This window comes from Euzebyales bacterium, assembly GCA_036374135.1.
Lineage (GTDB): Bacteria > Actinomycetota > Nitriliruptoria > Euzebyales > JAHELV01 > JAHELV01.
This window is the reverse complement of the sequence record DASUUK010000060.1, coordinates 1-11,736: the sequence shown is the minus strand read 5'-3', so window position 1 is coordinate 11,736 and position 11,736 is coordinate 1. Positions and strand designations below refer to the sequence as shown.

Sequence of the window (11,736 nt, the reverse complement as noted above, 5' to 3'; positions counted from 1 at the left end):
CCGGTCCGATGACCGTCACCGTGTTCAGATCCGGCACCCAGCTCGAGCAGCACACCGATGACGCCATCTGGGAACTGATGTACTTCGGCCACTCCCGGCGCCCAGCCGCAGCCTGAACAGGGTGCGCTGGCGTCGACGGCGGCAGCCACCGAGACCCGACCCGATCTCACGTTCCGGTTGTTGGCTGCAGCGAACCCGTGCTAGAACCGGACCGTATGCGTGATCCTGGGGCAGCGCTGATGCAGGCGCTTGACACATTGCGCGGCGTCGCCACTGAGCTGACCGCCGACGACGCCGCCGAACAACTCGACGCTGCGACGTTGCACGTGTTCTGGCGCGAGTGGCCGGCGCTCGGCCGCTGGTCCGGGGCGCTGTGGCGGCAGCTGAACGCCGACCTCGAGATGCCGTCGGCCATGCCGACCAGCGACGATGAGGTGCACGAGTTGGGCGGCAGCGGCTGATGACGGCGCTGAAGGACTTCATGACCACGTCGGTGCACACCGTGACCGCCGATGCCACGGTCTCCGAGGCGGCCGAGGCGATGGTGCGCGGCCGTTTCGGGTCGGTGGTCGTGATGGCGGGCGGCACTCTCACCGGCATCTTCACCGAACGCGATGTTCTGCGAGCCGCCGCGCGGCGGGCTGACCTGTCGACGTCGACGGTGCGCGACTGGATGACGCCCGATCCGGTGACGGCGTCGGGCGACACAGAAGCAGACGACGCTGCCGAGACGATGATCAGCCAGGGCTTCCGTCACCTGCCCGTCACTGAACGCGGCAAGCTGCAAGGGATCGTAAGCCTGCGCGACATCCTCAGCGACCGGATGCACCTGCACCGTGGTCGACCGGCACGATAGGCACCGTGTAGAACGCTCGTCAGGCTGCCGGGAACGCCCCGATCGCGCCGCTGACCACCACCGGTTTCGCACCGTTCCCACGGCGCGCCCGCCCAGTGGCGGGATCGATGACTGTCCGCTGCTCGAGCCGTTTGTCGGCCGTCGGTCATCTGGCGGGCGGAGGCGGCTCCCGGTCGCCGTGCGCTCCACGGTCGTCATCGAGACCTGCCCGCGGTGGTGATCGCAGTGCCAGCGCGGCGACGGTCGTGGCCCACGCGCCGGAGGTCGGGTCGAGCACCGCGAAGTGGTCGGCGCCGGGCAGCGGCACGAGCTCGACCGCGTCCCCAGCGGCGCTCGCCCGGTCGCGGTACGCCGCGCTCTGATCGAAGGGCACGTGGGCGTCGGCGTCACCGTGCACGAGGACCTGCGGCACGCCGAGCGGCAGGTGGGCGATCGGCGCCGCGGCGCCATAGGCCGCGGCGACCTCGTCGGGTCCTCCGCCCAGGAACGCCTCGACGGAGCCCCAGCCGACGCCGGCGCGCGCGGCCGCGTCCAGGTCGAGCAGCCCGGCGGCTGCCAGCACCAACGCTGGCGTCAGCCCGCGGTCGCGCAGGTGGGCGGCGGCGCGCAACGCCAACTGTGCCCCCGCTGAGTGTCCCAGCAGCACGACCCGCGCGGGATCCACACGGTCGCCGGCGAGCATCGGGAGGGCGGTCACGGCGCGCACGACGTCGTCGGCGCTGTGCGGCCACCCACCGCCGGTCGGGCCGACGCGACGGTACTCGACGTTCCAGGTGGCGTAGCCGCGCGCCGGCAGGTCGACCGCCAACCCGTCCATGAGGTCGCGGCCCCACTCGTGGCGCCAGAACCCGCCGTGCACCAGCACGACCGCGGCGGCGGGCGCGTCACCGGCGGGTAGGCGCAGGTCGCCGAGGTGCGCGGGATCGTCGCCGTACGCGACCGTGCGGGGCGGGTGCGTGTGCAGGGCGTGGAGGTGCCACAGCGCCCACAGGAAGCCGCCGGTCCCACGTCCTGCGAACGCGGCGGCGCAGGCAGCGTCGGCGGCGTCGGGAGCGCCGGACGGCGCGCCGCGGGTGACGGCGACGACCGGGAACGGCGCGCGAGCGACCGCCGCCGCGAGTGTGTCGTCGTCGCGCACAGGCGCGATCTCGATCGCCGCGCCCGCGTAGCGGTCGCGCTGCAACAGGCGGCGCAGGTCCGCACCGGCGACCGGGCCGACCACGTCGACCGCGGCGCCCGTGCGCGCCGCCCACGCCGCGCAGCGCTCCGGCAGCGCGACCGTCTCGTCGGTTGTCCGCGCCACCAGGTACACGGGCGCCGTGGACGCCTCAGCCATCGCCGTCGGGAACGACCGCGACCGCGACGAGCTCGACGAGGGCGTCGACGTCGAACAGCCGCGACACCTCGAACAGCGCCATGGCGGGATAGTGGCGACCGAGGCGTCGCCGGTAGGCAGCGCCGAGGGCGTGCAGGTTCGCCCGGTACGCCCCGGCATCGGTCACGAACACCTGCAACGACACGAGGTGCTCGGGCCCCGCGTCGACCGCGGCGAGCGCTGTGGCCAGGTTCGCCGCGGCCTGGTCGAACTGGGCGGCCAGGCCGTCGGGCAGCGACCCGTCGCCGCGGTGGCCGGTCTGCCCGCCGAAGTGGACGGTGCGCCCCGGTGCGGCGACGACCGCGTGCGAGAAGCCGGTCGGCGGCAGCAGCGTCGGCGGGTTCACGATCTCGTGCGGCGACTCCGCCATCGCTAACGTCCGGTCCACTCGGGGTCGCGGCGTTGCGTGAACGCCGCGTGGAACTCGGCGTGGTCGGCAGAACCCATCAGCAGCGCCTGCACGAGCGCCTCGGTCTCGACCGCCGCGTGCAGCCCCATGTCCTGCTCGCGGGTCAGCAGCGCCTTGGTCGCGCCGTACGCCAGTGTGGGACCGTCGGCGAACGTGCGGGCCAGCATCGCGACCGCCGACGCCAGGTCGCTGTCGTCGACGACGCTGGTCGCCAGCCCGTACTCGAGCGCCGTGTCGGCGTCGACGCGGTCGCCGAGCAGCAGCAGCTGCGTCGCGCGCGCCAACCCGATCATGCGAGGCAGCAGGTAGGCGATGCCCATGTCGGCGCCCGAAAGGCCGACGCGGGTGAACAGCAGCTGCAGCGAGGCCGAGCGCGAGAGCACGCGCAGGTCAGCGCCGAGCGCGATGACCGCGCCCGCGCCGGCGGCGACACCGTTGACGCCGGCGATCACCGGCAGCGGGACCTCGCGCAGCGCCTGCAGCACCGCGCCGGTCATGCGCGTGAACTCCAACCGGTCGCGGGTGTCGGCGTGCTGCAGGGCGCCGATGATCTCGTGCACGTCACCGCCGGAACAGAACCCCCGTCCGGTGCCCGTCACGACGAGCACGGCGACGTCGTCACGTGCCGGCAGCTCGGCGAGCAGGTCGCGCAGGTCCGCGTAGACCTCGAACGTCAACGCGTTGAGCCGCTCGGGCCGGGCGAACGTGACGGTCGCCACGCCTGCGTCGATGTCGAGCTCGAAGTGCGCCCACTCGCGCGTGAGCGGGGCGCTGGCCCGGAACGTCACGTCGTTGCCTCCCCGGTCGGTCGTCAGTGCTGGATGCCCCCGCCGTCGAGCACGAGCGCCTGGCCGTTGACGGGAGCGGCGTCGTCGGACGCCAGGTAGGCAACGGCGGCTGCGACCTCGTCGGGTGTGATCAGACGGCCGAGTGGCTGCTGGTGCTCGAGCAGGCGGCGCGCGGCCGCGTCGTCGTGGTCGGTCAGTGCAACGATGTTCGCGACGCTGCGGTCGGTCATCGCGGTGTCGACGTAGCCGGGGCACACGGCGTTGGCGGTGATGCCGGTCCCCGCGACCTCGGCGGCGACGCTGCGCACGAACCCGAGCGCGGCATGCTTGGACGCCGCGTACGCCGAGATGTACGGGGCGCCGTGCAGCGACGCAACCGAGGCGACGACGACGATGCGGCCGTGGTCGCGCTCGCGCATCGCCGGCAGCGCGGCCCGCGTCGTCAGGAACACCCCGGTCGCGTTGACCCGCAGCTGGCGGTCCCAGTCCGCCAGCGTCGTGCGGTGCACCGGCGCCGACGCCGAGACGCCTGCGTTCGGCACGACGACGTCGACCGGCCCGACACGGGCGAACAGCTCCGCGACGGCGTCCTCGTCGGTCACGTCGCAGCGGACGGCCTCGATCTTCCCGCCGCAGTCCGTGACCGCCGCGGCGACGTCGTCGAGCGCGCGCCGGTCGCGCCCGACGGCGACGACGTCGACCCCATCGGCGGCGAGGCGCTCGACGATCGCCCGGCCGATGCCGCGGCTGCCACCGGTGACCAGCGCCCGCCGCCGGGTCACCGCCGGTCCCCCGGGTGGTCGCGGTACAGCTCGCGAGCGATGATCGAGCGCTGGATCTCCGACGTGCCCTCGTAGATGCGCAGCGCCCGCACCTCCCGGTACAGCTCTTCGAGCAGGTGGCCGCGCTGGAGGCCGGACGCACCATGGATCTGGACGGCGGCGTCGACGACGAACTGGGCCATCTCGGTGGCGTACAGCTTGGCCATGGCCGCCTGACGCGTGACCCTGCCCGCGCCGGCGTCGTGGGCGGCGGCCGCGTCGTAGACCAGCAGCCGCGCCGCCTGCAGGCGGGTGGCCATGTCGGCGAGCTGGTGGGAGATCGCCTGGAACGCACGCACGGGCCGTCCGAACGCGGTGCGCCGGTCCGCGTGGTCGAGCGCCGCGTCGAGCGCGGCCTGCGCCATCCCGACCGCGGCCGCGCCGACGCTGGGACGGAACAGGTCCAGCGTGCGCATCGCGACCGCGAAGCCGCCGTCGACCTCGCCCAGCACGCCGTCGGCCGTCACCTGCACGCCGTCGAGCTCCAGCGTCCCGATCGCGTGCGGGGCCAGCAGCTCCAGCGGCGTGCCGGTCACCCCGTCGGCGTCACCGGCGACCGCGAACGCCGTGACCCCGCGCGCGCCGGCGTCCGGGGTGGTGCGCGCGAACACCGTGTAGACGTCGGCGTCGGGGGCGTGGGAGATCCATGTCTTGGTGCCCGTCAGCCGGTAGCCGCCGCGGTCGGGCTCGGCCCGGAGCTCCAGCGCGGCGGCGTCCGACCCGGCACTCGGCTCAGTCAGCGCGAACGCCGCGACGGCGCGCCCCGCTGCGACCCCCGGGATCCACCGCGAGCGCACCGCATCGCCGCCGGACTGCAGGATCGGGTACGACCCGAGGCCCTGGACGGCCAACGTCGTCTCGGCGGTCGGCGCCGCTGCCGCGATCGCCTCGCGAAGCACGCACAGCTCGGTCGCCGACGGCGGGGCGTGCGCATCCCCGCCGAGCTCTGCCGGGTACAGGCGCCCCAGCAACCCGTGGTCGGCCAACGCGAGAAGCAGGTCGCGGTTGACCCGCCCCGGAGGCCCCTGCGCAACGATCGGCGCCAGCTCGTCACGGGCCAGCACGCGGGTGTCGGCCAGCAGCCGGCGGTGCTCGTCGCTCAGCAACGCATGCCGCCGTCAACGGTCCGCACATCGACCTCGCTCGTGAGGTGGGTCGTGCGATCGTATCGGATCTGCTGGCATGATCCGATCGGTCGGGCGACGGCGGCGACGGGCAGGTGAGGTGGCGTGCGGGTCATCAGTGTCGGCGGAGGACCGGCCGGCCTGTACGCCGCGATCCTGCTACGGCGGGCCGATCCCGGCATTGCGGTCACCGTCCACGAGCGCAACGCTCCGGAGGACACGTTCGGCTTCGGCGTCGTGTTCTCGGCGGCGACCCTGTCGGAGCTGGCCGACGCCGACCCAGTCAGCCACGCGCGGATCCTGCGGGAGTGCGCACGCTGGGACCCCGTCGAGATCCGCTACGGGGGTGCGCGGGTGCGCGCGCACGGCAACCGCTTCGCGGCGGTGTCGCGCCACCGGCTGCTGGCGATCCTGCAGCAGCGCGCGGTCGAGCTCGGCGTCGACGTGCGCTTCCGCTCACAGATCGACGACCCGGAGCCGCTGCGCGTCGGCGCCGACCTGCTGCTCGGCGCCGACGGGGTCAACAGCACGGTCCGCCGGGCCTGGGGGGACGTCTTCGTGCCGCGGCTGACGGTCGAGGGCAGCACCTACATCTGGCTCGCGACGACCCGGCCGTTCGACGCGTTCACGTTCATCTTCACCGAGACCGACCACGGACTGTTCCAGGCACATGTCTACCCGTTCTCGGAGACCACCAGCACCTTCATCGTCGAGACGTCGCGGGACACCTGGCGGGCGGCGGGCCTGGACGCCGTCGACGCCGCCGCGCTCGCGCCGGGGAGCAGCGATGCGCACTCGATCGCCTACCTGTCCGAGCTGTTCGCCGACGACCTCGGCGGCCACGAGCTGATCGGCAACAACTCCAGGTGGCTCGACTGGACGACAGTACGCACCGCGACGTGGCGCCACGACGGCGTGGCGCTCGTCGGCGACGCCGCGCACACCGCACACTTCTCGATCGGGTCGGGCACGAAGCTGGCGCTGGAGGACGCGATCGCGCTGGCAGGCGCGGTCGAACGCTGCGACGACCTCGACACCGCGCTCACCGAGTACGAGGCGGTCAGGCGTCCCGCGGTCGAGCGCGTGCAGCAGGCCGCCTCCGAGAGCCTCGACTGGTTCGCCCGCTACCACCGGTACTGGGGGCTGCCCGCCCCGCAGTTCGCGTACTCGCTGCTGACCCGAAGCGACCGCATCGACTACGACAACATCCGCCGCCGCGACCCCGATCTGCTGCTGGCCGTGGAGCGCTGGTTCGCGGAGGAGGCTGGCCGCGGCGCTCACGACGTCGCGCTGGTCGTGCCGCCACCCCCGGCCCTGACCACCGTCGAGGTCGCGGCGCGGCGCCTGCCCAACCGCACCGTGCTGACCGTCACACCCGACCAGCGCAGCGCCGGCGACGGCACGCCCACCGACGACCTGGTCGACGCGTACCGTCGGGCGGCGCTCGGCGGCGCGGGCGCAGTCGTCCTCGACCACGTCGCGGTCTCGGCGCACGCGCGCATCAGCCGCGGCGACCCAGGGCTGTGGACCGACGCGCACACGCGACGCTGGGCCGACGTCACTGCCGAACTGCACGCCGCCACCGACACCGCCCTCGGTGCGCAGCTGCTGCACGCCGGCGCACGCGGCGCCACGCGGCCGCGGGACGCGGGCGTCGACCTGCCGATGCGCGCGGGCGCCTGGCCACTCGTGGCCGCCTCGGCGGTGCCGTACACGACCGTCAGCGCCGTGCCCCACGCGCTGGACGCGCGGCGTCGGGCCGAGATCGTGGCGGACTTCGCCGCCGCCGCCCAGCTGGCCGCCGACGCGGGATTCGACCTGCTGGAGGTCCACGCGGGGCACGGCTACCTGCTCGCCGGGTTCCTGTCGCCGCTGACCAACCACCGCGACGACGAGCTGGGCGGCGACGTCGCGGCACGTCTGACGTTCCCCTTGGAGGTCGTCGACGCCGTACGGGCCGCATGGCCGGTCGGGCGACCCCTGTCGGTGTGCGTGTCGGCCAGCGACCTGCAGCGCGGCGGGCTGGCCGAGGACGACGCCGTCGAGATCGCGCGTGCCCTGGCCGCCCACGGCGTCGACGTGCTGCGGGTCGTCGCCGGCCAGACCACAGCACACGCCAGTCCCGACTACGGCAGTGTCTACGATGCCCGGTGGAGCGACCTGCTCCGCAACCGCGCGGGCGTGTGCACGATCGCGTCGGGTGGCGTCCCAACGTTGTCCCAGGCCAACCACCTGCTCGCGGCGGGCATGGCAGATCTGGTGATCGTAGGACGGCCATTGCCCGTCGAGCCGCCGTGGCTCGCGGCGCTACGGGCGAACCGAGCGGACACCGACAGGACCTAGGACAGCGAAGGGATCGGCCATGGACGTCGGGGTCGGACTGCCCACCGCGGTGCCGGGGGTCGACCCGGCCACGGTGGTCGAGTGGGCACGCCGCGCCGACGACGGCCCGTTCGCCAGCGTCGGCACCGTCGACCGGATCGTCTACGACAACCTCGAGCCGTTGGTGTCGCTGGCCGCGGCCGCGGCTGTGACCAGTCGCGTCGAGCTCGTGACCTGCATCCTCATCGCACCGCTGCGGGAGCGCTCGACGCTGGCCAAGCAGGTGATCAGCCTCGACGCCCTGTCGGGTGGACGCCTGACGCTGGGCGTGGCGATCGGCGCGCGGGGCGACGACTACGAGCAGAACGAGCTCTTCTCCGGGGGCGGCCGGTCGGGTGTGCCGGCCGCCCCCGGTTCGGCGGGGGTCGCCGGCCAGCCACGCGGCGAGCGGCTGACCGACCAGCTGACCGCCCTGCGCGCGCTGTGGGAGGACGGACGCGTGACGCCGTCGGGTGCGCCGCGGCCGGCGCCGAGGATCCTGGTCGGCGGCGCGAGCGGCCCGGCGTTCGCGCGGATGGCACGGCTGTCGGACGGCTACGTCCACGGCGGCGGGCCGCCCCGCGCGTTCGCCTCGGCCGCCGTCATGGCCCGCGCCGCCTGGGCCGACGCGGGCCGGCCGGGACAGCCGCAGCTGTGGGGTCAGGGCTACTACGCGCTCGGCGACGCCGCCCAGGTCGGTCGTGACCTCCTGCTCGACTACTACGCCTTCACCGGCGCGTTCGCGAGCCGCATCGCCGACGGGCTGCTGACCACGCCGCTGGAGGTCCGCGCCTTCGTGGAGGGCTACGCCGACGCTGGTTGCGACCACCTGGTCCTGCTGCCGGCGACCGGCGACCTGTCGCAGCTCGACCGCCTCGCCGACGTGCTGGACCGCTGACCGGTTTGACCACGTCGCCGCGTCGCACTGACCGTTGCGCGGGTGGAGCACGTCGCGGCGTCGTCCGGGCCGCGACGTTCGCCCCACCGCCGGCCGCGCGCTCACCAGACCTCCCTGGACGTCCTACGATGCGGTGGGTCGACGCGTGAGGTGCGCCATGACAGCCGGCGAATGGCTCAACATCGCGGATTACTTCCTGGGAGACCGGGTGCGCGAGGGGCATGGCGCCCAGGTCGCGCTGCGCCTCGACGACGGCACGCGCACGTACGCGGAGACCGAGCGGCTCGCCTGCCGCTACGGCAACGCCCTGCGCCAGCTGGGCGTCCGACCCGAGGAGCGCGTGCTGATCGCTCTGCCCGACGGCGCCGCGTTCGTGGGCGCGCTGTTCGGCGTCCTCAAGCTCGGTGCGGTGGCCGTCATGGTCAACCCGGCCCTGCCGGTCGATGGCCTGCGCGCGATCCTGGACCACGGCCGCGCACCCGTGGCCGTCGTTTCACCGTCCGCGGTCACCACCTTCGAGCAGGCGGCGGAGGGCAGCCGCGAGCCGGCACCGCGCCTGCTGGTCGCCGGCGGTGACGGTGGTCGACACATGACGTTCGCGACGATGGACGTCGCCGACGAGCTCGACGCCGTCGTCACCCACCGGGACGATCCCGCGATCTGGCTGTTCTCCGGCGGCACGACCGGCCGGCCCAAGGCGGTCGTGCAGCGCCACGGGTCCTACGCCAATGCGGCCGAACGCTACGCCCGGCAGACGATGCGCTACCGCGCGGACGACATCGCCATCGGCGTGCCCAAGCTGTACTTCGGGTACGCGCTCGGCGCCGTGCTGTTCTTCCCGTTCGCCGTCGGCGGCTCCGCCGTGCTGTTCGGCGACCGGCCGACCCCCGAGGGGCTGTTCGCCCGCATCGACCGGCACCGTGCGACGGTACTGGTCAATGTGCCGTCGATGATCGCCGCGCTGGCCGACCACCCGCTGGACGGACGTGACCTGTCCAGCCTGCGGTTCGCCACGTCGGCGGGCGAGGCGCTGCCCGCGTCGCTGTACGAACGGTGGATGCGGACCTTCGGCGTCGAGCTGTACGACGGGCTGGGCACGGCCGAGATGTGGCATGTCTTCGTGACCAACCAGCCCGGTCACGTCCGCCCCGGCACGCTCGGCAGGGCCGTCGCGGGCTACGACGTCGAGGTGCGCGACGACGAGGGACGCCGGCTGCCGCCGGGTGAGGTCGGCCGGCTGTGGGTGCGCGGCGGGTCCCGGGCCACCGCCTACTGGCGGAACATGGCCGCAACCCAGCAGGTGTTCCGCGGCGAATGGGTCGTCACCGGCGATCTCATCGTCACGGACGCCGACGGCTATGTGACGTACATCGGGCGCGGTGACGACGCGCTGAAGGTCAAGGGTCGCTGGCTGCTGCCCGCCGAGGTCGAGAGCTGCCTGCTGACCCACGACCGCGTCGTCGAGTGTGCGGTGGTCGGCGCGACCGACGCCGACGGCCTGGTCAAGCCGGTCGCGTTCGTCCTCGCATCGTCGCCCGACGCTGACCTGGCCGACGAGCTGCAGCACTGGGTGCTCGACCGCCTCGAGCCATACAAGCACCCGCGGCGCGTGGTGGTGCTCGACGACTTCCCACGCACGCACCTGGGCAAGATCGATCGCGGCGCACTCAAGCGGCAGGCCGCGGCGGGATGAATGGTACGCCGTGCGCCGGGCCTGATGGTGATCGGTTCGCGCCGTCGCCGCGATCATGACGCCAGGCCCGGTGGAGATCGGGACCACACGGCGACCCGACAGCCGCTGAGTTGCCGACCAACGCGACCGGGCCGGCGGAGATCACGTCGATCCAAGGGACCGGACAGACGCGTCGTGAGCGCTAGACGCCAATGGACCGCCGGCGCACAGCCGACTCGTTCGCTCGGTGACGGTGAATGACGCCGGGCACCGTTTGTCGTTGCCAGCGGGTGGAAACCTGCGCGCCCGATCATCGACGTCAGGGCATCCCATGAGCCAGGGCAATCCTCCGCAGCGCCAGTCCCAGCCCGGCCGCCAGCACAAGATGCGACCCGAGCCAGATATCGCCGGGCGCGAACACCGCGGCAGCGGACGCCTCGATGGCAGGATCGCCATCGTCACGGGCGGCGACAGCGGGATCGGACGCTCGGTCGCCGTGTTGTTCGCCGCGAAGGCGCTGATGTCACGGTCGTCTACCTCGAGGAGCACGACGACGCCAAGGACACCGCGCGCCTGGTCGAGGACGAAGGGGGCCGCTGCCTGCTGGTCGCCGGTGATGTCGGCGACGAGGCCTTCTGCGCCGACGTCGTACAACAGACGGTCGATGAGTTCGGCCAGCTCGACGTCCTCGTGAACAACGCGGCCGAGCAGCATGTCAGCGATGACATCGCCGACATCTCGACCGAACAGCTGGAGCGCACGTTCCGGACCAACGTCTTTGCGATGTTCCACCTCGTCAAGGCGGCGGCGCCACACCTCGGCGAGGGCGCGTCCATCATCAACTCGACGTCGGTCACGGCCTACCAGGGCAACCCGATGCTGGTCGACTACTCCGCGACCAAGGGTGCGATCGTCGCGTTCACGCGTGCGCTATCGCAGCAGGTCATCGGCAGGGGCATCCGTGTCAACGCGGTCGCGCCGGGGCCGATCTGACGCCGCTGATCCCGGCGACGTTCCCGCCGGACGCGGTCGAGTCGTTCGGGAGCAACACGCCGATGGGTCGCCCCGGGCAGCCCGACGAGGTCGCGCCCTGCTACGTCTTCCTCGCCTCCGACGACGCTTCCTACATCGCCGGGCAGGTGCTCCACCCCAACGGCGGCCAGGTGATCAACGGCTGACCACGCCGTTTCTCGGACCGCGGTCAGGCGGTAGCCGGCCAGGAGCGAGGACCGGGCACAGCAGAGCTTCAGGCCCTGACCACCACGACACTCGACCGCTCCGCGCTGCCGCCGCAAGCATTGTTTCGCGGCAGGTGCAACGTGCCGTCCGCGCGCGCCGTCCTCGACCGTCATGACCCGCTGCCCTTGTGGTCCGTGACGCGCGGGCCGGCGGCCGTGGACGGGTCCGTGCCGATACCGCCGTCGGGCAGTCC

Annotated in this window: 12 protein-coding genes; 7 read left to right on the top strand and 5 right to left on the bottom strand. The window is 73.1% G+C overall.

The window, feature by feature from the left end:
* Positions 1 to 239 precede the first annotated feature (239 nt).
* Both VFZ70_09315 and VFZ70_09310 read left to right on the top strand, forming a co-directional pair.
* On the top strand, positions 240 to 461 hold the full coding sequence (locus tag VFZ70_09315; protein ID HEX6255996.1) for a hypothetical protein: 222 nt from the start codon (positions 240 to 242) through the stop codon (positions 459 to 461).
* On the top strand, positions 461 to 856 hold the full coding sequence (locus tag VFZ70_09310; protein ID HEX6255995.1) for a CBS domain-containing protein: 396 nt from the start codon (positions 461 to 463) through the stop codon (positions 854 to 856). The genes VFZ70_09315 and VFZ70_09310 overlap by 1 nt, the downstream gene beginning before the upstream one ends.
* A gap of 145 nt (positions 857 to 1,001) precedes the next feature.
* On the opposite strand, the gene VFZ70_09305 is transcribed toward VFZ70_09310, so the two are convergent.
* The 5 genes from VFZ70_09305 to VFZ70_09285 are packed head-to-tail and all read right to left on the bottom strand — an operon-like array spanning position 1,002 to position 5,355.
* Positions 1,002 to 2,192, bottom strand: coding sequence for an alpha/beta hydrolase (locus tag VFZ70_09305; protein ID HEX6255994.1), 1,191 nt, complete (start codon positions 2,190 to 2,192; stop codon positions 1,002 to 1,004).
* The gene (locus tag VFZ70_09300; protein HEX6255993.1) at positions 2,185 to 2,601 is read right to left on the bottom strand and encodes a Rid family hydrolase; all 417 of its coding nucleotides are present in this window, start codon (positions 2,599 to 2,601) and stop codon (positions 2,185 to 2,187) included. Before VFZ70_09300 ends, VFZ70_09305 begins: the two co-directional genes overlap by 8 nt.
* 2 nt (positions 2,602 to 2,603) lie before the next feature.
* Entirely contained in the window at positions 2,604 to 3,428 is an 825-nt protein-coding gene (locus VFZ70_09295; protein ID HEX6255992.1) for an enoyl-CoA hydratase family protein, read from the bottom strand.
* 23 nt (positions 3,429 to 3,451) lie between these two features.
* Positions 3,452 to 4,210: an SDR family NAD(P)-dependent oxidoreductase gene (locus tag VFZ70_09290; GenBank protein ID HEX6255991.1), complete on the bottom strand. Its 759-nt coding sequence runs from the start codon at positions 4,208 to 4,210 to the stop codon at positions 3,452 to 3,454.
* The gene (locus VFZ70_09285; GenBank protein HEX6255990.1) at positions 4,207 to 5,355 is read right to left on the bottom strand and encodes an acyl-CoA dehydrogenase family protein; all 1,149 of its coding nucleotides are present in this window, start codon (positions 5,353 to 5,355) and stop codon (positions 4,207 to 4,209) included. Before VFZ70_09285 ends, VFZ70_09290 begins: the two co-directional genes overlap by 4 nt.
* Before the next feature lie 123 nt (positions 5,356 to 5,478).
* On the opposite strand from VFZ70_09285, the gene VFZ70_09280 reads away from it, so the two are divergent.
* The 5 genes from VFZ70_09280 (at position 5,479) to VFZ70_09260 (ending at position 11,482) form a co-directional block, all read left to right on the top strand.
* Positions 5,479 to 7,716 carry an FAD-dependent monooxygenase gene (locus VFZ70_09280; protein ID HEX6255989.1) on the top strand — a complete coding sequence of 746 codons (2,238 nt, stop codon included), beginning with the start codon at positions 5,479 to 5,481 and terminating at the stop codon, positions 7,714 to 7,716.
* 19 nt (positions 7,717 to 7,735) lie between these two features.
* Positions 7,736 to 8,632 (top strand): LLM class flavin-dependent oxidoreductase, encoded by an 897-nt coding sequence (locus VFZ70_09275; GenBank protein ID HEX6255988.1) that lies wholly within the window; start codon positions 7,736 to 7,738, stop codon positions 8,630 to 8,632.
* A gap of 157 nt (positions 8,633 to 8,789) precedes the next feature.
* On the top strand, positions 8,790 to 10,325 hold the full coding sequence (locus VFZ70_09270; GenBank protein HEX6255987.1) for a benzoate-CoA ligase family protein: 1,536 nt from the start codon (positions 8,790 to 8,792) through the stop codon (positions 10,323 to 10,325).
* Between the two features lie 288 nt (positions 10,326 to 10,613).
* Complete coding sequence (locus VFZ70_09265) at positions 10,614 to 11,297, top strand: SDR family oxidoreductase (protein ID HEX6255986.1); 684 nt, start codon at positions 10,614 to 10,616, stop codon at positions 11,295 to 11,297.
* Positions 11,237 to 11,482, top strand: coding sequence for an SDR family oxidoreductase (locus tag VFZ70_09260; protein HEX6255985.1), 246 nt, complete (start codon positions 11,237 to 11,239; stop codon positions 11,480 to 11,482). Before VFZ70_09265 ends, VFZ70_09260 begins: the two co-directional genes overlap by 61 nt.
* Positions 11,483 to 11,736 lie beyond the last annotated feature (254 nt).

Excerpts from the sequence above, each read along its gene's own strand:
- VFZ70_09310 (HEX6255995.1), top strand. The coding sequence starts at position 461 with ATGACGGCGCTGAAGGACTTCATGACCACGTCGGTGCACACCGTGACC.
- VFZ70_09270 (HEX6255987.1), top strand. The coding sequence starts at position 8,790 with ATGACAGCCGGCGAATGGCTCAACATCGCGGATTACTTCCTGGGAGAC.
- VFZ70_09300 (HEX6255993.1), bottom strand. The coding sequence starts at position 2,601 with ATGGCGGAGTCGCCGCACGAGATCGTGAACCCGCCGACGCTGCTGCCG.
- VFZ70_09305 (HEX6255994.1), bottom strand. The coding sequence starts at position 2,192 with ATGGCTGAGGCGTCCACGGCGCCCGTGTACCTGGTGGCGCGGACAACC.
- VFZ70_09315 (HEX6255996.1), top strand. The coding sequence starts at position 240 with ATGCAGGCGCTTGACACATTGCGCGGCGTCGCCACTGAGCTGACCGCC.
- VFZ70_09275 (HEX6255988.1), top strand. The coding sequence starts at position 7,736 with ATGGACGTCGGGGTCGGACTGCCCACCGCGGTGCCGGGGGTCGACCCG.